This window comes from Pseudarthrobacter sp. NCCP-2145, assembly GCF_023708005.1.
Lineage (GTDB): Bacteria > Actinomycetota > Actinomycetes > Actinomycetales > Micrococcaceae > Arthrobacter > Arthrobacter oxydans.
The window spans coordinates 1-24,576 of the sequence record NZ_BRCG01000034.1; the positions used below are offsets into that span (position 1 = coordinate 1).

At 66.0% G+C, this 24,576-nt stretch carries 20 protein-coding genes, 1 tRNA gene, 1 rRNA gene and 1 riboswitch; of the genes, 16 read left to right on the forward strand and 6 right to left on the reverse strand.

Translation table 11 applies throughout. The features are described 5' to 3' along the window. From rrf to NFU08_RS20150, 3 genes are all read left to right on the forward strand, one after another. A 5S ribosomal RNA gene (gene rrf / locus NFU08_RS20140) occupies window positions 1–113 on the forward strand; the annotation flags it as partial. A gap of 182 nt (window positions 114–295) precedes the next feature. Further along, window positions 296–787 (forward strand): hypothetical protein, encoded by a 492-nt coding sequence (locus tag NFU08_RS20145; RefSeq protein WP_251425812.1) that lies wholly within the window; start codon window positions 296–298, stop codon window positions 785–787. A gap of 96 nt (window positions 788–883) precedes the next feature. Continuing rightward, window positions 884–2,266 carry an FAD-binding oxidoreductase gene (locus NFU08_RS20150; protein ID WP_374724846.1) on the forward strand — a complete coding sequence of 461 codons (1,383 nt, stop codon included), beginning with the start codon at window positions 884–886 and terminating at the stop codon, window positions 2,264–2,266. A gap of 2 nt (window positions 2,267–2,268) precedes the next feature. On the opposite strand, the gene NFU08_RS20155 is transcribed toward NFU08_RS20150, so the two are convergent. From NFU08_RS20155 to NFU08_RS20170, 4 genes are all read right to left on the reverse strand, one after another. After that, window positions 2,269–3,687: a DUF4032 domain-containing protein gene (locus tag NFU08_RS20155; protein WP_174179679.1), complete on the reverse strand. Its 1,419-nt coding sequence runs from the start codon at window positions 3,685–3,687 to the stop codon at window positions 2,269–2,271. 181 nt (window positions 3,688–3,868) lie between these two features. Then, complete coding sequence (locus NFU08_RS20160) at window positions 3,869–4,951, reverse strand: ABC transporter ATP-binding protein (protein ID WP_174179677.1); 1,083 nt, start codon at window positions 4,949–4,951, stop codon at window positions 3,869–3,871. A 230-nt stretch (window positions 4,952–5,181) separates the two neighbouring features. Further along, complete coding sequence (gene otsB / locus NFU08_RS20165; RefSeq protein ID WP_251425817.1) at window positions 5,182–6,018, reverse strand: trehalose-phosphatase; 837 nt, start codon at window positions 6,016–6,018, stop codon at window positions 5,182–5,184. Then, window positions 6,008–7,510, reverse strand: a complete 1,503-nt coding sequence (locus NFU08_RS20170) for a trehalose-6-phosphate synthase (protein ID WP_174179673.1) — start codon at window positions 7,508–7,510, stop codon at window positions 6,008–6,010. Before NFU08_RS20170 ends, otsB begins: the two co-directional genes overlap by 11 nt. A gap of 181 nt (window positions 7,511–7,691) precedes the next feature. Between NFU08_RS20170 and NFU08_RS20175 the strand changes: the two genes are divergently transcribed. The 8 genes from NFU08_RS20175 to NFU08_RS20210 all read left to right on the forward strand — a co-directional run bounded on the left by NFU08_RS20175 (window position 7,692) and on the right by NFU08_RS20210 (window position 14,518). Next, complete coding sequence (locus tag NFU08_RS20175; RefSeq protein ID WP_251425819.1) at window positions 7,692–8,564, forward strand: thioredoxin domain-containing protein; 873 nt, start codon at window positions 7,692–7,694, stop codon at window positions 8,562–8,564. Between the two features lie 162 nt (window positions 8,565–8,726). Further along, window positions 8,727–8,803 (forward strand) — tRNA-Thr (locus NFU08_RS20180). 103 nt (window positions 8,804–8,906) lie between these two features. Beyond that, the gene (locus NFU08_RS20185; RefSeq protein WP_251425821.1) at window positions 8,907–9,332 is read left to right on the forward strand and encodes a ChaB family protein; all 426 of its coding nucleotides are present in this window, start codon (window positions 8,907–8,909) and stop codon (window positions 9,330–9,332) included. Window positions 9,333–9,431: 99 nt separating this feature from the next. Next, the gene (locus tag NFU08_RS20190; RefSeq protein WP_251425823.1) at window positions 9,432–11,603 is read left to right on the forward strand and encodes an elongation factor G-like protein EF-G2; all 2,172 of its coding nucleotides are present in this window, start codon (window positions 9,432–9,434) and stop codon (window positions 11,601–11,603) included. 12 nt (window positions 11,604–11,615) lie between these two features. Further along, window positions 11,616–12,872: an MFS transporter gene (locus tag NFU08_RS20195; protein ID WP_174179666.1), complete on the forward strand. Its 1,257-nt coding sequence runs from the start codon at window positions 11,616–11,618 to the stop codon at window positions 12,870–12,872. A gap of 205 nt (window positions 12,873–13,077) precedes the next feature. Further along, window positions 13,078–13,281: a hypothetical protein gene (locus tag NFU08_RS20200; protein ID WP_251425825.1), complete on the forward strand. Its 204-nt coding sequence runs from the start codon at window positions 13,078–13,080 to the stop codon at window positions 13,279–13,281. A 92-nt stretch (window positions 13,282–13,373) separates the two neighbouring features. Further along, window positions 13,374–13,676 carry a DUF4193 domain-containing protein gene (locus tag NFU08_RS20205; protein WP_104189665.1) on the forward strand — a complete coding sequence of 101 codons (303 nt, stop codon included), beginning with the start codon at window positions 13,374–13,376 and terminating at the stop codon, window positions 13,674–13,676. Between the two features lie 293 nt (window positions 13,677–13,969). After that, the gene (locus NFU08_RS20210) at window positions 13,970–14,518 is read left to right on the forward strand and encodes a hypothetical protein (RefSeq protein ID WP_251425827.1); all 549 of its coding nucleotides are present in this window, start codon (window positions 13,970–13,972) and stop codon (window positions 14,516–14,518) included. Between the two features lie 80 nt (window positions 14,519–14,598). On the opposite strand, the gene NFU08_RS20215 is transcribed toward NFU08_RS20210, so the two are convergent. Beyond that, on the reverse strand, window positions 14,599–16,155 hold the full coding sequence (locus NFU08_RS20215; RefSeq protein ID WP_251425829.1) for an APC family permease: 1,557 nt from the start codon (window positions 16,153–16,155) through the stop codon (window positions 14,599–14,601). Window positions 16,156–16,377: 222 nt separating this feature from the next. Here NFU08_RS20215 and NFU08_RS20220 point away from each other — a divergent pair, with 222 nt between their 5' ends. Continuing rightward, entirely contained in the window at window positions 16,378–16,857 is a 480-nt protein-coding gene (locus NFU08_RS20220) for a Dps family protein (protein ID WP_104189606.1), read from the forward strand. 98 nt (window positions 16,858–16,955) lie between these two features. Here the strand turns inward: NFU08_RS20220 and NFU08_RS20225 are convergent, their stop codons facing one another. Next, on the reverse strand, window positions 16,956–18,539 hold the full coding sequence (locus NFU08_RS20225; RefSeq protein ID WP_251425831.1) for an MFS transporter: 1,584 nt from the start codon (window positions 18,537–18,539) through the stop codon (window positions 16,956–16,958). A 66-nt stretch (window positions 18,540–18,605) separates the two neighbouring features. Here NFU08_RS20225 and NFU08_RS20230 point away from each other — a divergent pair, with 66 nt between their 5' ends. The 4 genes from NFU08_RS20230 to NFU08_RS20245 all read left to right on the forward strand — a co-directional run. Further along, window positions 18,606–19,145: a TetR/AcrR family transcriptional regulator gene (locus tag NFU08_RS20230; RefSeq protein WP_251425833.1), complete on the forward strand. Its 540-nt coding sequence runs from the start codon at window positions 18,606–18,608 to the stop codon at window positions 19,143–19,145. 91 nt (window positions 19,146–19,236) lie between these two features. After that, a riboswitch (glycine riboswitch) is annotated at window positions 19,237–19,335 on the forward strand. Window positions 19,336–19,513: 178 nt separating this feature from the next. Beyond that, window positions 19,514–22,450 carry an aminomethyl-transferring glycine dehydrogenase gene (gene gcvP / locus NFU08_RS20235; RefSeq protein ID WP_251425835.1) on the forward strand — a complete coding sequence of 979 codons (2,937 nt, stop codon included), beginning with the start codon at window positions 19,514–19,516 and terminating at the stop codon, window positions 22,448–22,450. A gap of 11 nt (window positions 22,451–22,461) precedes the next feature. After that, window positions 22,462–23,619: a glycine cleavage system aminomethyltransferase GcvT gene (gcvT, locus tag NFU08_RS20240; RefSeq protein WP_251425838.1), complete on the forward strand. Its 1,158-nt coding sequence runs from the start codon at window positions 22,462–22,464 to the stop codon at window positions 23,617–23,619. A 318-nt stretch (window positions 23,620–23,937) separates the two neighbouring features. Further along, window positions 23,938–24,576 (forward strand): serine dehydratase beta chain (locus NFU08_RS20245; protein WP_285835615.1); only part of this gene is annotated, 639 nt, incomplete at its 3' end.

A 24,576-nucleotide genomic window follows, 5' to 3' on the forward strand; every position in this document is an offset into this window, starting at 1 on the left:
GCGGTCATAGCGTGGGGGAAACGCCCGGTCCCATTCCGAACCCGGAAGCTAAGACCCACAGCGCCGATGGTACTGCACCCGGGAGGGTGTGGGAGAGTAGGTCACCGCCGGACACACATTAAAAGGGTCGAGGCCCCAACCACCACGGTTGGGGCCTCCCACATTTAAACCCCCACATAAACTCGCCCGGCACCGCTCACAGCCACCACCAGGGCGCCCCCCATCCAGGCCCCCGGCACACCCCACATCAAGTGAGAGAGCGCCGCAAGGGGGAGGGGCGGTAAAGTTGGGCAGCATGGACAGCCTCTTCAGCCACAAGCACGAACCGTCAGGAGGTGACGGCCACGCTGCTTTCGAGATCCTGGAACCCGTGGTTCACACGGTGGTAGTACCGGGAAGCGTCGCGCATGCCTTCGCTGGCTTCACCGACCATACCCACCTCTGGTGGCCGCTGGAATCCTACGGCGTCTATGGGGCCGGCTCCTACGTGGAGTTCGAGGAGAACCTCATCCTTGAGACGGCGGACGACGGCCGGACCAGCATCTGGGGAACCTTGGATGACTGGCAGCCTCCGTTGTCATTCCACGCGACCTGGCATCCCGGTACTACGGCGCTGTGGTCCACCGAGCTCCTGGTCGCCTTCCGTGCAGTCGCGGATGGCACCGAGGTGCGGGTCTTCCACGACGGCTGGGAGGGTTCCGAAGACCCGCCCGCCACGCGAGCCAAGTACGCCGATGCCTGGCCCGGGATCCTTGCCAAATATGCCCGGTTCATGGGCGCTGCCTGAGCCTGCACTCACCCTGCGGACGCGCGCCAGCCCAGGCAGCCGCCACCCGGCCGCGCCAGGTTTCCCCCCTAGACTGGGGATAATCCGCGACGACGTATGGAGGCCAGGTTGGGTAGCGTAGTTGACGAGTTGGAGAGGATCCTGGCACCTGGGCAGGTGGACGCGGGGGAGGTTGCCCTCCGCCGCTATGCCGTGGACCAGGCACCCGTGATCGACTTCCAGCTGCCGCTCGCTGTTGTCTTCCCGGAATCCGTGGCGGATGTCCAGGCTGTCGTACGCGCCTGTGCCGGCACCGGCGTCGCCATCGTGGCACGGGGCGCGGGCACTGGTGTGTCCGGCGGGGCCCACGCGACGAAGAACTGCATCGTCCTGTCCCTGGAGCGCATGGACCGCATCCTCGCGCTCAACCCCGATGACGAAACGGCCGTCGTGGAGCCGGGCGTCGTCAATGCCGTCCTCAACGATGCAGCCGCGGCTCATGGACTCATGTACGCGCCCGATCCCGCCAGCTTCCGCACGTCAACCATCGGCGGGAACGTGGCCACCAACGCCGGCGGGCTGCGCTGCGCCAAATACGGGGTCACCCGTGACTCCGTCCTCGCAGTGGACGTTGTGCTCGCGGACGGCTCACTCATCCATACCGGCCACCAAACGTTCAAAGGCGTAGCGGGCTACGATCTCACAGGACTATTTGTGGGCTCCGAAGGGACGCTCGGCATCGTGGTCGGTGTTACCGTCCGCTTGAAGTACTTGCCCCGCGACGTGCACACCGTCGCAGCGTTCTACCCTGACTTCCGGCAGGCCGCCGCAGGCGTCCTGGCAGTCGGAAGGGCCCGGGTCCAGCCAGCCATCATGGAACTGCTTGACGGCGGCACGCTGGCCCAGCTCGATGACATCCACGGATCCGACCTCACGGCCCGGGGCCGCTCCCTGCTCCTGATCCAGACCGACGGGTTTGGCGCGGCTGCAGAGGCGCAGGTGGTCCGCGACGTGCTGCTGGCCGGCGGCGCAGCCGTCACCACTGAAGCCAGCGAGGAGGCTGAACGGCTGGTGGAGCTCAGGCGCCACAGCCGCGGAGTGGAGGTCGACGACGAATACCGCGTGGGAGAGGACGTCGCCGTTCCCCGTTCCCGGCTGGTCGACTACGTTGCAGCCCTGGATGCCATGGCGTCGGACCACGGAGTGCACCTCAAAGTCGTGGCCCACGCGGGAGACGGCAACCTGCATCCCACCTTCTGGATCGACCGTACGGGCGGCAGTGTGGACGCCGTCGCCCTGAAACGCCTCCATCGGGTCCTGGACGAGTCCATCACCGCCGCGCTGGCCATGGGCGGCACTATCACCGGCGAACATGGGGTGGGGCAGTACAAGCTGCGCTGGCTGGGCCAGGAGCAGCCGGAACCGGTCCGCGAGATCCAGCGGAGGATCAAGGAACTGTTCGATCCTGAGGGTATCCTCAATCCGGGAAAGGCGATCTGACCCTAGTCGTCCGAGTCCGGGTATTCGTCGATCGACTCATCGTCCCCGTAGCGGGACTCTTCCGTTTCCACTTCGAGGATCTTCAACATGCCCGTGTCCGGGTTGAGCATGATCGCGGCTTCATCCCGGCGGTGGCGCAGGATGGAGTCGATGTAGGACTGCACGGCCTCCGCCAGCGGAATGTGCCGCTCCTGCTTTTCCGACATGTACCAGCGGTGCTCCAGGACCTCATGCACCACTTCTGCCGGTTCCAGCTTGCCGGAAAGGTCCCGTGGAATGGACCTGACGATAGGCTCGAAGATCTGGCTCACCCAGAGGTGGGCGCTGTATTCCTCGTCCATGTTCGGGTTGTTGTCGGCCCGGAAGGAGTCCATGTCGTTCAGCAGCCGGCGCGCCTGGTTCTCCTGCGCGTCGATGCCCGTGAGGCGCAGCAGCCGGCGCTGGTGGTGCCCGGCGTCCACCACCTTGGGCTGCAGCTGGATGGTGGACCCGTTCTGGGTGGTCTTGATGGCGTATTCCTCGACATCAAAGCCGAGTTCGTTAAGCCGCCGGATCCTTGCACTCACGCGCCAGCGCTCACCGAGTTCGAAGGACTCCTTCTCTGTGAGTTCCGCCCAGAGCCGGCGGTAGCTGTCCATGATCAGCTCGCTGGTGGCCACAGGGTCCACCTTTTCCTCGATCAGCCCGCCATCGAGCAGGTCCATCAGTTCACCGGCAATGTTCACGCGTGCGATCTCAAGGTCGTATTCGCGCTGGCCCGTGGACAGGTCCGGATAGAGCTCGCCGGTCTCCGCGTCCACCAGGTATGCGGCGAACGCGCCGGCGTCGCGCCGGAAAAGGGTATTGGAGAGCGACACGTCGCCCCAGTAGAAGCCGATGAGGTGAAGACGCACCAGGAGCAGGGCCTGGGCGTCGATGAGGCGCGTCAGGGTGTCCTTGCGGAGCATCTGGGAGAAGAGGGCACGGTACGGCATGGAAAACTTCAGGTGCCTGGTGACGAGCACCGGGTTCAGCGGGCGTCCGTCCAGGGTGGTGCGGCCGGTGATGACGGCGACGGGCTCCACGCAGGGGACGTCAAGGCGGGCCAGCTTCCGGAGCATGTGGTACTCGTGGCGGGCCACGTGCTCGGAGGTTTCCTTGATGGCGATCACGGAGCCGCCAAGGTGGGCGAAGCGCACGATGTGGCGGGAGATGCCCCGGGGGAGGGCCGCCAGGTTTTCCGCCGGCCAGTCCTCCAGGGCGATGTGCCAGGGAAGGTCCAGCAGTTCGGGATCGGCCGCAGCCGCCGTGATGTTCAGGGAGCTGGAAACCGAGGCCGCCTTGCCGTCATCGGCGCTGGCGGCAACAAACCGCGGCAGTTTGCCGATCTGCGCGTAGTCGGTGGGTTCGTCGTGCCACTGGGCGCTGTATTCCTCGGTCATGGGGTCAATTCTTCCGTACAGAGGGGCGGCCAGCTAATTCTTTTGTCCGCCCGGTTAAAGGCCGACGGCGGCCCGCACCGTTTCGAAGGGTGCGGGCCGCCGTGGGTTGGTTTGATGCCGGCAGGTGGGCCCACGCCGGCAGGGTTCCCTAACCGAAGCGAGGTTAGGGAACCAGTGGGGACTAGTCGCCCAGGCGCAGGCCGGTCTTGGTGTCGAACAGGTGCACGTGGCCCGACTGCGGCCGGACGTAGATGACCTCGCCCTTCATCGGGGGGCGGCGGCCGTCGACGCGTGCCACGATGTCGTGGTCCTTGCCGTCAAGGGTGGTGTGGCCGTAGACGTAGGCGTCGGCACCGAGCTCTTCGACGACGTCGACCTCGACCTTAAGGCCTTCGCCCTGCGGAGCGGTTTCGAGGTCTTCCGGACGGCTTCCGAGGGTGACCGTGGAGCCGTGTGCTTCTTCCAGGACGTTGCGCGGCACGGGGTACACCGTTCCGCCGAACTGGACGCCGCCGTCGACGACGGGAAGTTCGAGCAGGTTCATGGCGGGGGAGCCGATGAAGCCGGCAACGAAGACGTTCTTGGGCTTGTCGTACAGGTTGCGCGGGGTGTCAACCTGCATCAGCAGGCCGTCCTTCAGCACAGCAACGCGGTCACCCATGGTCATGGCCTCGACCTGGTCGTGGGTCACGTAGACGGTGGTGACGCCCAAGCGGCGGGTCAGCGAGGCGATCTGAGTACGGGTCTGGACGCGGAGCTTGGCGTCCAGGTTGGAGAGCGGCTCATCCATGAGGAAGACCTGCGGGTTACGCACGATGGCGCGGCCCATGGCGACACGCTGGCGCTGGCCGCCGGAGAGTGCCTTCGGCTTGCGGTCCAGGTACTGCTCAAGGTCAAGAAGCTTGGCTGCTTCGCGGACGCGCTCGGCGCGCTCTTCCTTGGAGACGCCTGCGATCTTCAGGGCGAAGCCCATGTTGTCGGCAACAGTCATGTGCGGGTACAGCGCGTAGTTCTGGAAAACCATCGCGATGTCGCGGTCCTTCGGCGGAACGTCGGTGACGTCGCGGTCGCCAATGAGGATTCGGCCGGCGTTGACGTCCTCGAGGCCTGCCAGCATGCGCAGGGAGGTGGACTTGCCGCAACCGGAGGGTCCAACGAGGACCAGGAATTCGCCATCGGCGATGTCGATGTTGAGCTTATCGACGGCGGGCTTATCTGTGCCCGGGTACAGACGCGTAGCGTTATCAAAAGTAACTGTAGCCACAGTTATCAATCCCTTCACCGGCAGGTACGTGCCGGACGATCCGTTGTGAATGGTTCATGTTTGTTCAGTTGTGTGTTGCTGGCGCAATTCCGCCGAGGCGGAGGAGCGCTGAGTGACGCCGCACGGTTCTTGTGCGCCACATCACAAGCAAGAGTATGTCAGATGTTATCGCAATGGTGGCAAATGTTACGGGCGTCACACGTGAGCTTGCACAACCTCCGTGCGCTTCCTCACTCTGCGGCTGTTCCCGGATCTTCCTCAGCAACGGCGATGCTTCGCTCCTGAAGCAGGACCTCCAGCAGTTCCGCCACATGGACGGGCGCCTCCACCCGGTACTGGGCCTGGGTGAAATCGAGGCCCACTTTGACGCCGACGTCCCCTGGTTCCAGCCGCGCCAGCGCATCCTCGTCCGTGGTGTCGTCGCCGGCAAACAGGACCCCAATGGCGCCGGTGATCTGCCGCAGGAAGGTGACTCCCTCGCCCTTGGAGGCGTTGACGACAGAGGTCTCAAGCACCCGCTTGCCGTCCTTGAGGAACACCCCTTTCCGGTCCTGCAGCACGGAACGCGCAGCTGCCACGGCATCGTCGGCGACGTCATCGGAGGCGAGGCGGGTGTGCAGCACCACCCCGGCAGGCTTGTCCTCGAGCATCGTGCCCGGTGCTTCCTTGACGATGTCCTCCAAGACGGTTCGCACCTCCGCGAGGAGCGCTTTTTGCTCGGGATCAAGCGTCAGCCCGGTGGATCCCGGGCCCAGCCACGCCTCTGCTCCGTGGCTGCCGATCAGGAGGGTATTCACCGGAGGGGACGCGACCGCCCGCAGGCTGGCGAGCGCGCGCCCGGAGATGAGTGCCGTCGTCGTTCGTGGAAGGACAGCCAGCCCGGCAAAAGCCGCTGCGGAGCGCGGCAGGGGCCGGGCGTCGTCCGCATGGCCGACGATAGGCGCCATGGTTCCGTCGAAGTCCATGGCCACCAGCAGGTGCTCCGTTCCGGCGATCTGCCGGATGGCCTCCCGAAGTTCAGGAGTCAGCGCCAGCTTGTCCTTCGCGTGGCGGGCATCAGGAGTCATCACGGACCACCTTTTCGTTGAGCGCGTGCAGGAAGTCGGCAGACCAGTGGTCCACATCGTGCTCGAGAATCTGCTTGCGCATCGCCCGCATCCTGCGGCCGGCCTCCCTGGGCTGCATCTCCACGGCGCGCATGATGGCGCTCTTGAGCCCGTCGATGTCGTGGGGATTCATCAGCAGGGCCTGCTTGAGCTGGTCGGCTGCGCCGGCGAACTCACTCAGGACCAGGGCGCCGTCGTTGTTGGTGCGTGCGGTGACGTATTCCTTGGCGACGAGGTTCATGCCGTCCCGGAGGGCTGTCACCAGCATGACGTCGGCGGCGAGGTACAGCGCCACCATCTCCTCAACGGGGTAGCTGTGGTGCAGGTAGCGCACGGCAGTGTTCTCGATGGTGTCGTAGGTGCCGTTGATGTGGCCCACGGTGCCCTCCACCTCCTCGCGCAGGAGCCGGTACTGCTCAACACGCTCGCGGCTGGGGCTGGCCACCTGGATAAGGGTGGCGTCGCCGACAGAAAGCTTGCCGTCCGCCAGGAGCTCCTCGAAGGCCTTGAGGCGGTGCCGGATGCCCTTGGTGTAGTCCAGCCGGTCCACGCCAAGCAGGATGGTCTTGGGGTTGCCAAGGTCCTGGCGGATTTGGCGGGCCCGCTCAACGATTTCCGGTGTGGCGGCGAGCTCGCTGATATGCCGGACATCGATGGAGATGGGGAAGGCCTGGGCCCGGGCGATGTGGGTGATCTGCCCGTCAGGACCCTTGACGTGCACCTGCTGCTGCTTGACGCTGGCGCCCAGGAAGCGGCGTGCGGACCGCATGAAGTTGCCGGCATCGCTGGTCCGCTGGAAGCCCACCAGGTCTGCGCCGAGGAGCCCGTCGATGATTGCCTGGCGCCATGGCAGCTGGGCAAAGATCTCCGGCGGAGGAAAGGGAATGTGGTTGAAGAATCCGATGCGGAGGTCGGGCCGCGCTTCGCGCAGCATGCGCGGCACCAGCTGGAGCTGGTAGTCCTGCACCCACACCGTGGCGCCCTCGTCGGCATGGCGGACGACGGCGTCGGCGAACCTTCGGTTGACCTTTCGATAGGAGTCCCACCAGGTCCGGTGGAACTCAGGCGGTGCGATGACGTCATGGTAGAGCGGCCAGAGGGTGGCGTTGGAGAACCCCTCGTAGTACAGCTCCACGTCGTCGGTGCTGAGCTGGACCGGGACGAGGTCCATGCCGCCGTGGCTGAAGGGTTTGACCGTCTCGTCCGGCGCGCCATGCCACCCCACCCACGCGCCGTCTGTCTTGGTCATCATGGGCGCCAGTGCTGTTACGAGGCCGCCGGGGGAGCGGCGCCAGCCGGAGCCGTCGTCCCCGCTCTCGCCGGGGGCACAGCGGTCCACGGGCAGCCTGTTGGACACCACCATGAAGTCGTACTTTGTTTCGCCGCCGTGGCCTGCTCCGGCGGCGCCGGACGTCGCCGGGGCGGTGTGTTTTTCCTGGACGGGTGTTTGCATTGCGGCCCCCTGGGGTTTGCTTGTGCCTCTCTGCCCACCCTAACGGGACGGAATCTTCCGTGCTATTCGGCCTTTCGTCAACCCCGCCAATACTTGAAGGAGCAAGCTCCCAGCTTTCTCCCCTAAAATGTATGGAGTTGCCACGAAGTGGTCCCCCCACGTCAACCGACCCAAGGAACACATGAGCCCTGCAAACGAAGTCCGTAAGTCCAAGGCTGAGCGAACCGCGGAGGCGCGGGAAAAGGCGCGCCTGATCCGTGAAGCGCAGCTGAAAAAGGACAAGCGCAACAAACTGCTCATCGGCTGGGGCATCGTGGCGGCCGTCGTGGCCATCCTGGCTGTTGTCGCCTTGGTGGTGACCACCAGCATCAGGCAGAACACCCCCATCGCCGACCAGGGCCCCGTGCCCGCCAACGCAAACGTCAACGGCGGCGTGACCCTCCTGGCCAACACCGACGTCAAGCAGACGGACCCTGCCACCGTCGACGTGACCACGCTGACCAAGCCCGAGACCCCGCCCAGCCCCGTGGTGGCGCCGGGGGCAGAAGCCGAAGAAGGGCAGCCCGTCAAGGTCATTGCCTACATCGACTTCATCTGCCCGGTCTGCCTGCGCTTCGAAGAGACTTACAACGAGGCCCTGACGAGCCTTCGCAATGAAGGCAAAATCACTATGGAGTACCGGCCCCTGGGCTTCCTGGACCGCCAGTCCAGCACCAACTACTCATCCCGGTCCGCCAACGCGGCTGCATGTGTTGCCGACACGGCCCCCGACAAGTACGGGGAATACGTCAATGTCCTCTTCGAGAACCAGCCCGCCGAAGGCGGTGCGGGCCTGTCCGATGACAAGCTGAAGTCCCTTGCCAGCGACATCGGTGCGGACATCAACAGCTGCGTGGATGACAAGACCTTCCGCCCCTACGTCAAGTACTCCACGGAGCTGGCAGCAAATACCGGGATCACCGGTACCCCCACGGTCTTCATCGACGGCAAGCAGTGGGACGGCGCCACCGACCTGAACGCCGAGATCCAGGCGGCAATCGACGCCAAGGCCTAAAGCCTTCACGCACCCGTACACCCAGCGGCCCGTTCCCGGATTCTTCCGGGAGCGGGCCGCCGGCGTTAGCCCTGAATCCTGTGGAGCCGCCGGCGTTTTTACCACCGGCACCAGTTGGGCTAACCTTATCTAGCGCCGTTCAGGCGCCCGCCCTCAGGGCACGCCTCCTTAGCTCAGTTGGCCAGAGCACCGCTCTTGTAAAGCGGGGGTCGTCGGTTCGAATCCGACAGGGGGCTCCACCGCCAGACATTCCGTCCAGGCCGTCCGCCTCCCCGTGCACCCTGGCAGTTAAGCTGGTGTCATCCGCATGATCAGCCTGCTGATGAAAGGAGTGTGGGTGCCATGCCCAAGACCGGCAAGAACGACCACGCCCGCAAGGAAGAGCTTCCCTCCACCCTGCAACGCTCTGAGCAAAAGGCCCAGGACACGTTCGCCAAGACCTACGATTCAGCCCTGGAAAGCTATGACAATGACGAGGGCCGGGCTGCGCGGGCGGCCTACGCCTCCGTCAAGCACAGCTACGAGAAGGTGGGAGACCACTGGGAGCCGAAGGAAAAGCGCGGCCCCTCGGACAAGCGGGCCGAGGAGGGTGGGACGTCATCCGAACCCACCGCGGGAGGAGTGGACGCGAACGCCTCCAAGAAGCACCTCTACAAGCTTGCCCAGGAGCTGGACATCGATGGCCGTTCCACCATGGATAAGGATGAGCTGGTCAAGGCCATCCAGAAGGCCAATGATGCCGCCACCCGGAAGGCGCGCGGCAGCTAATACCAGGCCCTGCGGCTCTTGCCGATCCACCCTCCAGGGTGTCGAATCAGAGGACACGTTTCAGTCCGGTCGGATGGCAAAGACGCCAGGAGGTTTCCCATGTCGGTCAAGGGCACCAAGGACCCAGCCAGGACGGCAGCTGGCCGCAACGGAGCCGAGTCGCGCCGTGCGGACGCCTCTGCCGGCCTTGCCGCGGAGGATCCGGCAAGGATCCGGAATGTGGCGCTGGTAGGCCATTCGGGCGCCGGAAAAACCATGCTCATAGAAGCACTGCTCGCTGCCCAGGGAATGATCACGCGCAAAGGATCCATCCCGGACGGGACAACGGTCAGCGATTCCGACCCCGCTGCCGTACACCAGCAACGCTCCGTTACCCTGTCCCTGGTGCCGCTGCTGATCGACGGCATCAAAGTGAACCTCCTGGACACGCCCGGCTACCCCGATTTCATCGGCGAACTCCGGGCGGGCCTGCGCGCGGCGGACGCCGCGCTGTTCGTGGTGTCCGCCGTCGACGGCATCGACGCCACCACCACCGCACTGTGGGGTGAGTGCGAGCTCATGCACCTGCCCCGCGCCGTCGCCATCACCCGGATGGACCACCCGCGGGCAGATTACGACGGCGTCCTGGCCGCCTGCCGGAAATCATTCGGCGAGGGCGTCCTGCCGCTCTACGTCCCGGTGCGGGCGGGCGGTGAGGTCACCGGACTGCTGGGACTGCTGTCCGGCACGGTTACGGACTATTCGTCCGGTGAGCCGGCCGCTGCCGTGCGGGCAGCGGATGCGGCGGAAGTTGACGCGTCAGGTGCCGCCAGGGGCGAGCTCATTGAGGGGATCATCGCCGAGAGCGAGGATGAGACCCTGATGGACCGCTACCTCGAAGGCGAGGATATCGACACTGATGTCCTGATCGCCGACCTGGAAACCGCCGTCGAACGCGGAACTTTTTTCCCGGTCCTGTCCACGTCCGCCGTGAGCGGGCTGGGCACCGCGGAACTCCTGGAGGTGCTGGTCCGGGCCTTTCCGTCACCCCCGGACGGCAGCGTGCCCGGGGCGACCGACCTGGCGGGGTCACCCGCAGGGGCCCTGACGTGCGACCCCACCGGTCCGCTGGCGGCGGAGGTGGTCCGCACCTCCGTCGATCCGTTCCTGGGCCGGGTGTGCCTGGTCCGGGTTTTCTCCGGAACGCTCAGGGAGGATGCGCCGGTGCACGTCGGCGGCCACGGGCTGGCGGACCGCGGCCACCAGGACCACGACTCGGACGAACGCGTCACGCACCTCTACTCACCGCTGGGCGCCTCCCTGCGGCCCGTGCCATACTGCGTGGCCGGCGACATGTGCGCGGTGGCCAAACTGGGAAGCGCCGAAACGGGGGACACCATTTCCGGACGGGACCGGCCCCTGCTGCTGGCCACCTGGGAGATGCCCGAACCGCTGCTGCCGGTGGCGGTTGAACCCGATTCGCGCAGCGACGAGGACGCGCTGGCGCGCAGCCTGGGGAAGATCGCGGCCGGTGATCCCACCCTCCGCGTGGAGCGGAACTCCGAAACGCACCAGCTGGTCCTTTGGTGCATGGGCGAGGCCCACGTCGAGGTAGTCCTGGACCGGCTCCGCGACCAGGGCGTGAAATTGCACACGGTGGACGTGGTGACGCCGCTGCGGGAAACCTTTGCAGCACCCGCGGCCGGACACGGCCGGCACGTCAAGCAGTCCGGAGGCCACGGGCAGTACGCCGTCTGCGACATCGAGGTGGAGCCGCTTCCCCGCGGCGGAGGTTTCGAATTCGTGGACAAAACGGTGGGCGGCGTGATTCCGGGAACCTTCATCCCGTCCGTGGAAAAGGGCGTCCGTGCGCAAATGGAGAAGGGCGTGAGCGCGGGCTTCCCCGTGGTTGACCTGCGGGTCACCCTGACGGGAGGCAAGGCGCACAGCGTGGATTCCTCGGACGCAGCATTCCAGGCGGCAGGGGCACTGGCGCTGCGGGAGGCCGCGGCCGCCGGGCGGATCCAGCTGCTTGAACCGGTGTCCGCAGTGACCATCACGGTGGCGGACGAGCACGTAGGGTCCGTGATGAGCGACCTGTCATCCCGTCGCGGCCGGCTCACCGGCACCACGTCCTCGGGCGAGGGCCTGACTGAAATCGGCGCCGAAGTCCCGGACCAGGAGCTCCTGCGGTACGCCGTGGACCTGCGGGCGCTTACCGCCGGAACGGGGCGCTTCCGCCGCCGTTACCTGCGGCACGACCCGGTACCTGCCAGCTTCAGCCCCTCGTAGCAGCGCCTTTCCATGAACGCGGCTGCCCGGAAGATCCAGCGCGTCTATCTGACGCTGACCCTGGGCAACACGCTCGCGGCCTCCTTCATCTGGGGAATCAACACCCTGTTCCTGCTGGATGCCGGGCTTACCAATCTTGAGGCCTTCGCCGCGAATGCCTTCTTCACCGTGGGCATGGTGCTTTTCGAGGTGCCCACCGGGGTGGTGGCGGACGGCTGGGGGAGGCGGACTTCGTTCCTGCTGGGGACCGTCACGCTGGCCGGGTCCACCTTCCTGTACTTCCTGCTGTGGCAGTTCTCGGCCCCGTTCTGGTGGTGGGCCGCCGTCTCGGTCCTGCTGGGACTGGGCTTTACCTTTTTTTCGGGGGCGGTGGAGGCCTGGCTGGTGGATGCCCTGCGCTTTTCGGGCTACGAGGGAGGCCTGGAGGTTGTGCTCGGGCGCGGACAGATGGTGTCCGGGGTCGCCATGCTCGCCGGTTCCGTGGCAGGCGGGGTGATCGCGCAGGCCACGAACCTGGGGGTTCCGTTCCTGGTGCGCGTGGGTGTGCTGGTGGCGATGTTCGCGGTGGCCTTCCTGCTCATGCACGACGTCGGCTTCACGCCTGAACGCTCCGCCCACCCCCTGCAGGCCACCCGGGCTGTCCTCAAAGCTTCCGTGGACGGCGGCCTGAAGCATCCGCCGGTGCGGTACATCATGCTGGCTGCGCCGTTTACCGAGGGCGTGGGCATCTACGTGTTCTATGCGCTGCAGCCCTACCTGCTGCAGCTGTTTGGAGACCCCCGGGCCTATGCCATCGCCGGCCTGGCGGCGGCACTGGTGGCAGGAGCGGACATCGTGGGCGGGTGGATGGCGCCGCGCATCCGGAAACTGGTCAAGCGGCGGACCAGCGTGCTGATCGCCACCAACATCGTCAGCGCAGTCATCCTGGTGGTGCTGATGTTCACCACCACTTTCTGGCTTGCCCTGGCCCTCCTGGCGCTGTGGGCCGTGGTGTCCTCTGCCGGCACTCCCGTGCGGCAGGCATACCTGAACGACATGATCGCATCGAAGCAGCGGGCAACAGTGCTGAGCTTCGATTCCCTGATGGGTTCGGCCGGGGGAGTCGTGGTGCAGCCTGCGCTGGGCAGGACTGCAGACCTCTACGGCTACCCGGCTTCCCTGGCCGTGGGCGGTGCGCTCCAGCTGATCGCCGCACCGTTCATCCTGCTCAGCCGCAGGCAGCGACCAAAGGCGGACACGGCGTCGGAGGGGACGTCTCCAGCTCCCTAGCAGCGGCCCGGGCAACGGCGGACGTTCCGGTCAGTCAGGGTCCACCAGTTCGAGCAGCTTACTGGCCGCGTCCCTGATGTCATCGTGCCTGTGCTGGGCCGCCCTGCTTTCCTGCGTAGAAGCGCGGGAGGGAAACCGCTACGGATTAACGCCGGCGAGACCGCGATGAAACGCGCCCACAACAATCGCTGCGTAGCTTTCAGGCATGATCGCAAACATCTCCGGCCGGTTCCGCGCGTGGCTACTCGACACGTTTACCTACGACTCCGGCCAGCAGGCAGCCGATGCCATGGCTGATGCCACCCGGTGGGGATGGCTGCCCGCCCTGAGCGGGGTGGCGGTCGGGGGAGAACACGCCAGGCGGAGCCACAATGAATCCGTGGTCCAGGGCGGCGGAGTGTCCGGTTGAGCACACTATTGCGCCGGTAGCGGGATCATGCCCTAAACTTCTGCACTGAGGTGCCTGAAATGGCGCTGCGCAGCAACGAAAGTGAACACGCTATGGCTACCGATTACGATGCCCCACGCAAGCAGGAAGAAGAAACTCCGGCCGACTCGCTGGAGGCCCTCCAGGCGTCGCGTGGCGGCAACGCGCAGACCGCAGTCATTGACGTCGATGAGAACGACACCGCCGAAGGCATAGACCTGCCCGGCGCGGATCTTTCCAACGAGGAACTGACGGTCATTGTTGTTCCTGAACAGTCTGATGAATTCACCTGCTCTTCCTGCTTCTTGGTCCGCCACCGCTCCCAGGTTGCCCGCGAAAAGAACGGCATGAAGTACTGCCGCGACTGCGAAGGCTGACGCCTCCCGAGTTCCCTGCGCCGGCCACCTCCATAAGGTGGCCGGCGCTTATTCGTCTCCGGCCGCCGTCGTTATGCCGGTAACGGCAAGGTGCAGGTACCACGCAACAACAGGGCAGAAACAGCCCGCACGGGGCCAGGGAAAGGCCCATTTCGGCTCCGGATTTATGCGTGCGTGATCCGCGGCGCCGCAGCCTAACGGTTGCGCGGCGAAGCGGCCACAGGCCTCGATCTGCGCCGGAAACGCTCCTACCCTTGAGCTATCACATCGCTCAACACATGGGTGGCCCCACAATGAAAAAGTTCTCCACCTGGCTCGCCGCCATCCTCATGGCCGCCGGGCTGGGAATCGTGGCCCCGGGGCCTGCCTCGGCAACCACTTCCTATTGCGGGCTCGTCTGGGGGTCCCTGGCGAAAGCCGACCAGGACATGAGCACCGCCAACGTCACCAACGTCCGCACGGGGCAGCACTACTGCTTTGACAGGATGGTAGTGGACCTCAACGGCCCTGCCGCCGGCTACACCGTGCGCTACGTCCCCCAAATACTGCAGGACGGATCCGGGTTCACCATCCCGGTCCGGGGGAACGGGCGCCTGCAGGTGACAGTCAACGCACCCGCCTATGACGAAAACTACAACTCCACCTACAACCCGGCTGACCCCGCGGAACTCTCCAACGTGGCCGGTTACCAGACCTTCCGCCAGATGGTCTGGGCCGGGAGCTACGAGGGCTACACCAGCATTGGCTTGGGCGTCCGTGCCCGCCTTCCGTTCCGGGTCTTCACCCTGGACGGGCCGGGTTCCGGATCCCGCCTGGTGGTGGACGTGGCGCACTACTGGTGATAGGCGTAAAGGTGCCGTTCCCCTGGTACGAGGGAACGGCACCTTTCCTGCGTTTGGACGGCTGGGCGAGCCCAGGGTGACTACTCCGGCACCACGAGCGCGGGGGTATCCCGCTTGAGGGTCTCGCCGCGGAAGAAGCCGGGACGCACCCTGGCCATGATGAGCATGACGGCGGCGCCTGAGGCCAGGATCCCGACGCCGAGGACGAACACCAGGCCCACTCCGAAGATTTCCGAGCCGCTGCCGAACTCCGGGGCCCAGCTGTCCACTGCCGTCTGCAGGAATACCACGAACAGGCCCACCCCGCCCAGCACCGGGCACACCAGCCGGAGTACGAAGTGCCGCAGGCTGTCGAAGACGCTGTGGCGGAAGTACCAGGCGCAGGCCAGTGCGGTCAGTCCGTAGTAGAAGCAGATCATCAGCCCGAGCGCCAGGATGGTGTCGTTGAGGACGTTCTCGCTGACCACATGCATCACCGCGTAGAAGCCCGCAGACATGATGCCGGCGGCAACGGTGGCGAAGCCCGGCGTCGCGAACTTCCTGCTGACGCGGCCGAACGGTGCGGGCAGGGCGCCGTAGAACCCCATGGCCAGCATGCTCCTGGAGGGTGACATGAACGTGGACTGCAGGGAAGCGGCCGAGCTGGACAGCACGGCAAGGGACATGAGGATGGCGAACGGACCCATGATGGGGGAGGCCAGGGCGGTAAAGATGTTCTCGTGGATCTCGGTATTGTTCAGGCCGTTGCCGGTATCCCCGACGCCGGCGAACATCATGGTGGCGATGCTCACCAGCAGGTAGATCGCCAGGACGATGAGGGCAGTGAGGGTGCCGGCCAGCCCGGAGGTCTTCCGGCCGTTGGACGTTTCCTCATTGACCGTCAGGCAGACGTCCCAGCCCCAATAGACAAAGATGGAGAGTGAGATGCCGGCGGCAATCTGCCCGAAGGTCTCGATCCTGGTGACGTCGAACCATTCCCAGCTGAACGGGATGGCGGTTTCGGACGAGGACCAGTTGGCAAAGGCCATGCCGACAAACAGCCCCAGGACCAGCAGTTGGAATCCCACCAGGCTGTACTGTACCAGCTTGGTGGTGTGCAAGCCGCGGTAGCTGACCCAGACGGCCAAGGCCACGAACACAAAGCAGGTCATCACGTTCAGGGCTTTGTTTGCCGCCAGCTCGGCGAGCTCCGGCGAGCCCGTCAGCTGGGAAAGGAAGAGGTAGAAGAAGTCGACGGCGACTCCCGCGAGGTTGGAGAGCACAATGATGTTGGCGGCCAGCAGGCCCCAGCCTCCCATCCAGCCCACCCAGGGGCCGAAGGCCTTGGTGACCCAGGTGAAGGTGGTGCCGCTGTCCGGGGAATCGGCGTTGAGTTCCCGGTAGGCCAGGGAGACCAGGATCATGGGAATGAACCCGATCAGGAAGATGACAGGCAGCTGGAGTCCGGCTTCGTTGACCGTGGGGCCCAGGGCGCTGGTAAGGGTGTAGGCGGGGGCGATGGTTGAAATGCCCAGGACGACGACGGCGAGCAGGCCCAGCTGCCCGCCTTTCAGTCCTTTGGGGCTGATGCCGGAGGTTCCCGGGGAGTGCGGCCCGGAACCGGCAGGGGATGTTCTGGTGCGGATGGTCTCGGTCATGGCACCACTTTCTGGAAGATGTTGAGACAACGGTCACTATATGAATGGCGTTCATTTAGTATGGGTGGATGTGACGCAGGACGCAAGGGGAAATATGAATGCCATTCGTTTATGTCCGTATTTCACAAATTAGTAAGCTCACTGAGAAATCCTCCGCGGACCCGCCACAGAGCGCTGCGGTGCTGATAGCGTCGGGACTACTGGACCACTTGAGGAGGACGCATGAAAGCTTCACCGACACTGACCAACAACCTGCAGGCCGTGCTCGCCGACCTGATCGAACTGCACATCCAGGGCAAGCAGGCGCACTGGAACATCGTGGGAACCAACTTCCGCGACCTGCACCTGCAGTTGGATGAGATCGTGGACGCGGCCCGCCAGTTCGCGGATGACACCGCCGAGCGGATGCGGGCACTGCACGCGCTGCCGGACGGCCGCAGCTCCACCGTGTCCGGGTCCACGAGCCTGGCCCAGTTCCCTGAAGGGCTGATCAGCACCAAGGACGCGATCGAGCGCATCGTCGCTGCCCTCGAGGCTGCCGTTGGCACCATGCGCAAGGTTCACGATGAAGTGGATGAAGAGGATCCCACCACCGCGGACCTGCTGCACGAGTTCATCGCCAAGCTGGAGCAGTATGCCTGGATGGTCAACGCGGAAAATATGAAGCCCACTGCCAGCGTTACGGCGCCGGACGCAAAGTAGCAGCGTCCGCAGTGAAGCGGAGTGCAGGGCGCCCGCAGCCGGAGGTGGAATCCTCCGGCTGCGGGCGCCTTCTGCTGTCACGCTGCTCAGGTCACCTTTCAGCTGTCCGCCCTGGGCACTTTCCGAAGCACGACGGCGGCGAGGACTGCCGCCGTCGCCATCAGTACCAGCCCAATTGCTGCGGTGATGTGCACCCCCGAATCGAACGCCCCTGCCGCGGCCAGGCGCACGGCATCTGCCATGGGCTGCGGCAGCCTGGCCGCCAGCTCCATGGCGCCGGCGAGGGTCTCGCCGGCCTGCGCAGTTCCCGCGGCGGGGGCGGCTTCGGTGATGCCCTCCGGCAGTCGCAGGTTGTGCTGGTAGGAGGCGGTGAGGATGGAACCCAATACCGCGGTTCCCAGCAGGGCGCCCACCTCGTAGCCCGTCTCGGAGACCGCTGCTGCTGCGCCTGATTTTTCCGGGGGCGCACTTCCCAGGATGAGGTCGTTGGAGATTGTTTCGGCAGTTCCCACGCCCAGCGCGAGGATCAGCAGTGCGGCCAGCAGCAGTGAGGGGCCGCCCGCATGGCTGCCAAAAGTGACCAGGCTGTACCCCGTGGCGCTCATCGCAAGCCCGGCCGCCACAACGAAGCCCGGCCGCACTTTCCGTACGGCCGGCACCGCGGCAAGCCCCGCAACAACGGTGGCCACCAGGGCCGGAATCATCGCCATTCCGGCGGCCGAGGGTGACATGCCCTCGATGAGCTGGAGATGCTGGGCCAGGAAGAGGATGAACCCGTTGAAGGAGAACAGGGCCAGGACGTTGGCGGTGATCGCCATGCTGAAAACCCTGTTCCGGAACAGGGAAATGTCCAGGAGCGGGCTGTGCAGGCGCTGCTGGCGGCGGACAAACACAACACCCATGGCCACGCCGAACGCCATGGTCCCCAGCGCCGCGGCGCCTGGTCCTTCGGTGGCGAACTCCTTGATCCCGTAGACCACCGGGGCCATGGTGAACAGGGAGAGCAGGATGCTGGGCGCGTCCACTTTCCCCGGAGCCGGGTCCCGGGATTCCGGAATGAAGGCGGGGCCCAGGACCAGGAGGGGGAGCATGATGGGCACTGCGACCAGAAGTACTGCTCCCCACCAGAACTGTTCCACCAGCCAGCCGCCAAAGATCGGCCCCAGCGCGGCGCCGCCCGAGAACCCTGCGGCCCAGACCGCGATGGCCAGCCTCCGCCGGTTGGGGTCCGTGAAGATGTTCCGGATCAGCGAGAGTGTGGAGGGCATCAGCATGGCGCCAAAGAAGCCCAGCGCGGCCCTGCCTGCGATAAGCCAGCCCGCGTTGGGGGCAAAGGCGGTGGCTGCTGATACTGCCGCGAAGCCGATGCTGCCGATGATCAGCAGCCGCCGGCGTCCGACCCTGTCACCCAGGCTCCCCATGGCAACCAGCAGGCCCGCCAGCACCAGCGGGTAGGCGTCCACGATCCAGAGGAGCTCAACTCCCGAGGTGTCCAGGGCGCTCGCGATGGCCGGCAGCGCAAAGGTCAGCGCCGTGTTATCCACAGCAACCAGCAGGACAGGGAACATCAGCAGCCCCAGCGCCAGCCAGTCCCGCCGGCTGCCCGGCGGGCGGCTGCCTGCGGGCAGGTTGGACGCGGTGGGGTGGAAGCTTTTGGGCTGGGAGGCGGCGGACTGTGTCATGAAATAACTGTACCGTCTGGACGGTAGAGTTAATAAATCGAATCCCCACCGTGCATGATGGGAACCATGGCCAGGAAACCCGTCGCGCGAGATGCAGTCCTCGATGCTTTTGAAGAGCTCCTTATCGACGTGGGAGAACGGGCGGCCACCCTCGATGCGGTCGCCAGGCGGGCCGGTGTCTCCAAGGGAGGCCTGCTCTACCACTTCCCCAACAAGGAAGCACTGATCACGGCCACCCTCGAGCGGCTGGACCAGCTGGCGGGGGAGGATCTCGCTGCGATGGCAGACGCAAAGGAGGGCGCCGCCGCGTACTTCATCCGGTCATCCCTCTGGTCCGACACCCCCATGGACCGCTCCTTCGTTGCTGCCACTCGCCTGGCGGAAGTGGCGCACGAGGAGGCACGGCGCCGCTTCGCCGCCATCCAGCAGCACTGGCTGGACCTCATCGGGAAGGACGTGGGCACGGCAATGGCCAAGGCGGTGCTGTACATGGGGGATGGGCTGTACTTCAATGCCATGTGGGAGAGCGGGCCCTCCGGCAACCCCGGGAACAGGCGGGAGGACGTGGAGGAGCTCCTGGCGGCAGTGGAGCGGCTGAGGGGCTGACCGGCATTTGCCCGCGGGCCCGCAGCGTAGGAGAATTGCTCCATGTGTGGGCCGTCACCGGCAACCACAAACACTACAAATCAATAGCCTTTGATCTGCGGCGGGAGAGTTCTGCCAGAAGGTACACGCAGGCGCCGTAGGAGCAATACCTCCCCAGGAATCTCACAGGCCCATGTACCGCCGCGGCGAGGCAACTCTGGAAAGCAGCAGGCTGTCGGCTTTGAGATCCGGTCCCGGAAATCCAGGCAGCTGTGCTCACCGACGGTGCAAGCGGGACCGGCCCAGGCCGGCCACGCGGAAACTCTCAGGTCCAATACAGAGCGGGGAGGGACACGAATCGATGTGGCGTACCCTGCGCCGCCCTATTTATGGAGTTCCTCGTGACTGTATCTCCGGCCTCCGCCGCCCCGGCCGCCACCACACCTGCTTCTGCCGAACCCGTTTCTGCCGCAGCCTTCGTTGACCGGCACATCGGCGCAAGGCGCCAGTCCGACGTCGACACCATGCTCAAGGCAGTGGGTTACGACACCGTGGACGCGCTGGTGGATACCGCCGTCCCCAAGGACATTCGGCAGGATTCCCCGCTGGAACTGGCAGGCGCGCTGAGCGAGGTGGAGGCCCTCGCGGAGCTCCGCAGGCTGGCCGCCAGGAACAAGACCGCCGTGCAGATGATCGGCCAGGGCTACTACGACACTGTGACCCCGCCGGTGATCCGCCGCAACATCCTCGAAGGACCGGCCTGGTACACCGCCTACACCCCGTACCAGCCCGAGATTTCCCAGGGCCGGCTCGAGGCGCTGCTCAACTTCCAGACCATGGTGCAGGACCTGGTGGGCCTGCCCATCGCCAACGCCTCCCTGCTGGACGAAGCCACCGCCGTGGCCGAGGCCGTGCTGATGATGCGCCGGGCGAATAAGTCCACCGGACAGAATGCCGCTGCCCGCGACGGTAAGACTGTGCTGGACGCCGACTGCCTGCCGCAGACCATTGCCATTGTGAAGGGCCGCGCCGAAGCGCTCGGCTTCGAGGTTGAAGTGGCGGACCTTTCCCAGGGACTGCCGGACGGTGCCATCAACGGGATTGTCCTGCAGCAGCCCGGTGCTTCCGGCCGGGTCTGGGACCACTCCGCGGTGATCGCCGGGGCCAAGGAGCGCGGTGCGCTGGTCACGGTTGCCGCCGACCTCCTGGCCCTCACCCTCATCACCCCTCCGGGCGAGCAGGGTGCGGACATCGCCGTGGGCTCCGCCCAGCGCTTCGGCGTCCCGCTGTTCTACGGCGGCCCGCACGCGGCCTACATGGCTGTGCAAAAGGGCCTTGAGCGCTCGATGCCCGGCCGCCTGGTGGGCGTCTCCAAGGACAACGCCGGCGTCCCGGCCTACCGCCTTGCCCTGCAGACCCGCGAGCAGCACATCCGCCGCGAGAAGGCCACGTCCAACATCTGCACCGCCCAGGCGCTGCTCGCCATCGTGGCCTCGATGTACGCCGTCTACCACGGCCCGGAGGGCCTGAAGGCGATTGCGCTGTCCGCCCATACCCACGCCAGGAGCCTGGCTGCGTCCCTCAAGGCCGCAGGCCTCGATGTGCTGCATACCAGCTTCTTCGACACCGTCACCGTTTCGGTGCCGGGCAAGGCTGCCGGAATCGTCGCCGCTGCCGAGGCAATGGGCATCAACCTGCGCAGCATCGATGCCGACACCGTCGGCTTCTCAACCGATGAAACCACGACGCCGGACATTGCCGGCCGCGTCCTCGAAGCCTTTGGCGTGGACACCCCCGGCGTCCCGGCCACGGCGAAAGGCAACGCAGCCTTCGCGCTGGACACCGCCGTCGAACGCTCCACCGACTTCCTGCAGCACCCGGTGTTCAATACGCACCGTTCCGAGACCCAGCTGCTGCGCTACATCCGGAAGCTCAGCGACCGGGACCTGGCGCTGGACCGCACCATGATCCCGCTGGGTTCGTGCACCATGAAGCTGAACGCCACGGCCGAGATGGAAGCCATTTCCTGGCCGGAGTTCGCGTCGATCCACCCGTTTGCCCCGGATTCGCAGACTGAGGGCTGGCGTGAGCTGATTGCGGGGCTGGAGGCGGACCTTGCCGAGATCACGGGCTATGACCAGGTGTCCATCCAGCCGAACGCCGGGTCCCAGGGTGAGCTCGCCGGGCTGCTGGCGATCCGCGGCTACCACCACTCCCGCGGTGACCAGCAGCGCAACGTCTGCCTGATCCCGGCTTCGGCGCACGGCACCAACGCCGCGTCCGCGGTGCTGGCCGGGATGAAGGTGGTGGTGGTGGCCACCGCTGCGGACGGAACGATCGACCACGCCGACCTGGAAGCGAAGATCGAGGCCCACAAGGACGTCCTTTCGGCCATCATGATCACCTACCCGTCCACGCATGGTGTGTACGACTCCGATGTCCGTGAGGTCTGCGACGCGGTCCACGCCGCCGGGGGACAGGTGTACGTTGACGGTGCAAACCTGAACGCTCTTGTGGGCCTGGCGCAGCCGGGCAAGTTCGGTGGCGACGTCTCGCACCTGAACCTGCACAAGACCTTCTGCATCCCGCACGGCGGCGGCGGACCCGGCGTCGGACCCGTTGCTGCCAAGGCACACCTGGCACCCTTCATGCCCGGCAACGCCGCCACCTGGACCGAAGGCAACGACGTCCCCATCTCCGCCTCCAAGTTCGGATCCGCGGGCGTACTGCCCATTTCCTGGGCCTACGTGAAGCTGATGGGCGGCCAGGGCCTGACCGAGGCCACCAAGTCCGCACTGCTCGCTGCCAACTACGTGGCAGCACGGCTGAACGACTTCTTCCCGGTCCTGTACACCGGCGAAGCCGGCTTGGTGGCGCACGAGTGCATCCTGGACCTGCGCGAACTCACCGCCCGCACCGGCGTCACCGCGGAGGACGTGGCCAAGCGGCTCATCGACTACGGTTTCCACGCCCCCACGCTGGCTTTCCCCGTGGCCGGCACGCTCATGGTGGAGCCCACCGAGTCCGAGGACCTGGGGGAGATCGACCGCTTCATCGAAGCCATGATCGCCATCCGCGCCGAGATCGACCAGGTGGCGAACGGTGACTTCACTGTGGCGGACAGCCCGCTCCGGAACGCACCGCACACCGCTGCCGCCGCCATCAGCAGCGACTGGGACCGGGCGTACCCGCGCGAACAGGCCGTGTTCCCGGTGAAGTCACTCAAGCAGGACAAGTACTTCCCGCCGGTCGGCCGCATTGACGGCGCCGCCGGGGACCGGAACCTGATTTGCTCCTGCCCGCCGCTCTCCGAATTCGAAAACTGAGGACGCCTGCCATGACTGAGAAGCGCACCGCCCTCTATGACGAGCATGCCAAGCTCGGTGCCTCCTTCACCGACTTCGGCGGCTGGCAGATGCCCCTCAAGTACAGCTCCGAACTGGCCGAGCACCACGCCGTCCGTAACGCCGCCGGCCTGTTCGACCTGTCCCACATGGGCGAGGTCTGGGTCACCGGGCCGGAGGCCGCCGCGTTCCTGGACTACGCGCTGGTGGGTAAGATCATGGCCATGGCCGTGGGCAAGGCCAAGTACTCGCTGATCTGCCAGGAAGACGGTGGCATCATCGACGACCTCATCACCTACCGCCGCCCTGCGGCGGACACTGCAGGAGACGGGACCGACCGCTTCCTGGTGGTTCCCAACGCCGGCAACGCGGACGTGGTGGCCGCGGCCCTGGCCGAACGTGCAGCCGGGTTCAACGTCCGGGTGGACGACGCCTCCGCGGCCACCTCGCTGATCGCCGTCCAGGGTCCCAAGGCACAGGAGCTGCTGCTGCGCCTTGTCCCGGCTGCCCGGCACGGCCTGGTCACGGAGCTGAAGTACTACGCCGCCGTGGAGGTTCCGTTCCTGGTGGGAGGCGCCGGGCAGGAGCTCCTGCTTGCACGCACCGGCTATACCGGTGAGGACGGCTTCGAGATCTTTGTGGCGAACAACGACGCCCCCGCCCTGTGGCAGGCACTCGCCGCCATCGCGGAGGACGGGGAGCTGACGCCGGCCGGGCTGGCTTCGCGCGACTCCCTCCGCCTTGAAGCGGGGATGCCGCTGTACGGGAACGAGCTCTCACTGCAGGGTGACCCCTTCGCCGCAGGCCTGGGACCCGTCGTCGCCCTCTCCAAGGAAGGCGACTTCGTGGGAAAGGCCGCCCTGGCCGCCAAGAAGGAGGCCGGGGCCGGCTCCTCCGCAGGCCGCAGGCTTGTGGGACTCAAAGGACTGGGCCGGCGCGCCGGCCGCGCACACTACCCCGTGCTCAAGGACGGCAAGCCCGTAGGCGAAGTCACCTCCGGGCAGCCCTCACCCACGCTCGGGTATCCGATCGCCATGGCGTACGTTGACGTTGAGTTCACCCAGGCCGGCACGGCATTGGACATCGACCTCCGGGGCAAGGCGGAGCCGTTCGTCGTCGTCGATCTCCCGTTCTACAAGCGCGCCACGTAGGTGCACCCGGCCTGACTTACGTCCGGGGACGCCGGACCGGACATTTTCCGCGTGCCCTGGGCCCACGCCGTCAGGGTTCCCTGGCCGAGCTTGCGAGGTTAGGGAGACGGTGGGGAGCACGCTTTCGAAAAGTCCGGCTCCGCCGGCCCCTCGCGGTCCTGTCACCTTAGGTGACGGCGTAGGCGGCTGGGCGGATTCCGGAGGCGGGCGTCTAAGGGAGCGTCACGTCCGCTTAGCGGGCGTCTTCGCGACCGAGCCCGCGGAGGAATTCGGCCGGTCGCACCCAACCCACCACGAACTCTTTAGTTAGGAACCACCATGGCTGTTGGCGTCTTTGATCTGTTTTCGATCGGGATCGGGCCTTCTTCTTCTCATACTGTGGGGCCGATGCGGGCTGCTGCTGTTTTTGCGGAGGAGTTGAAGGCTTCGGGGGTGCTGGCGGGGGTGGCGTCGTTGCGGGTGGATTTGTATGGGTCGTTGGCGGCGACGGGTCATGGGCATGGGACGATGACGGCCATTTTGCTGGGGTTGGAGGGGTTCCATCCGGAGCTGATCCTGCCCGGTGAGGTGGAGGAGCGGCTGGCCGCGATCGCTGAGACCGGGACCCTCCAGCTCGCTGGTGCGGTGGCGTTGCCGTACGGGGTGAAGGACATGGTGCTGCGGCCCTTGACGGTCCTGCCCAGGCATACGAACGGGATGACGTTCACGGTCTCCGACGCGGCCGGCGAGGTACTGCATGCGGCGACGTTCTTTTCGGTGGGTGGCGGGTTCATCGTCCGCGAGGGTGAAGAGGACGCGGCGCTGCAGGAGCTGGAGGAGTCCAAGAAGGAGCTGCCGCTGCCGTTCCGGACCGCCGCGGAGCTGCTGGAGCACTGCCGGGCGACCGGTCTGGGGATCAGCGACGTGATGCGGGTCAACGAGGAGGACAGCCGCACCCCTGAGGAGATCCGGGCGGGC

Bases quoted from the DNA above. Each gene is read 5' to 3' on its own strand.
- NFU08_RS20145 (WP_251425812.1), top strand. From the start codon at position 296: ATGGACAGCCTCTTCAGCCACAAGCACGAACCGTCAGGAGGTGACGGC.
- NFU08_RS20150 (WP_374724846.1), top strand. From the start codon at position 884: ATGGAGGCCAGGTTGGGTAGCGTAGTTGACGAGTTGGAGAGGATCCTG.
- NFU08_RS20155 (WP_174179679.1), bottom strand. From the start codon at position 3,687: ATGACCGAGGAATACAGCGCCCAGTGGCACGACGAACCCACCGACTAC.
- otsB (WP_251425817.1), bottom strand. From the start codon at position 6,018: ATGACTCCTGATGCCCGCCACGCGAAGGACAAGCTGGCGCTGACTCCT.
- NFU08_RS20170 (WP_174179673.1), bottom strand. From the start codon at position 7,510: ATGCAAACACCCGTCCAGGAAAAACACACCGCCCCGGCGACGTCCGGC.
- NFU08_RS20175 (WP_251425819.1), top strand. From the start codon at position 7,692: ATGAGCCCTGCAAACGAAGTCCGTAAGTCCAAGGCTGAGCGAACCGCG.
- NFU08_RS20185 (WP_251425821.1), top strand. From the start codon at position 8,907: ATGCCCAAGACCGGCAAGAACGACCACGCCCGCAAGGAAGAGCTTCCC.
- NFU08_RS20190 (WP_251425823.1), top strand. From the start codon at position 9,432: ATGTCGGTCAAGGGCACCAAGGACCCAGCCAGGACGGCAGCTGGCCGC.
- NFU08_RS20195 (WP_174179666.1), top strand. From the start codon at position 11,616: ATGAACGCGGCTGCCCGGAAGATCCAGCGCGTCTATCTGACGCTGACC.
- NFU08_RS20200 (WP_251425825.1), top strand. From the start codon at position 13,078: ATGATCGCAAACATCTCCGGCCGGTTCCGCGCGTGGCTACTCGACACG.
- NFU08_RS20205 (WP_104189665.1), top strand. From the start codon at position 13,374: ATGGCTACCGATTACGATGCCCCACGCAAGCAGGAAGAAGAAACTCCG.
- NFU08_RS20210 (WP_251425827.1), top strand. From the start codon at position 13,970: ATGAAAAAGTTCTCCACCTGGCTCGCCGCCATCCTCATGGCCGCCGGG.
- NFU08_RS20215 (WP_251425829.1), bottom strand. From the start codon at position 16,155: ATGACCGAGACCATCCGCACCAGAACATCCCCTGCCGGTTCCGGGCCG.
- NFU08_RS20220 (WP_104189606.1), top strand. From the start codon at position 16,378: ATGAAAGCTTCACCGACACTGACCAACAACCTGCAGGCCGTGCTCGCC.
- NFU08_RS20225 (WP_251425831.1), bottom strand. From the start codon at position 18,539: ATGACACAGTCCGCCGCCTCCCAGCCCAAAAGCTTCCACCCCACCGCG.
- NFU08_RS20230 (WP_251425833.1), top strand. From the start codon at position 18,606: ATGGCCAGGAAACCCGTCGCGCGAGATGCAGTCCTCGATGCTTTTGAA.
- gcvP (WP_251425835.1), top strand. From the start codon at position 19,514: ATGGAGTTCCTCGTGACTGTATCTCCGGCCTCCGCCGCCCCGGCCGCC.
- gcvT (WP_251425838.1), top strand. From the start codon at position 22,462: ATGACTGAGAAGCGCACCGCCCTCTATGACGAGCATGCCAAGCTCGGT.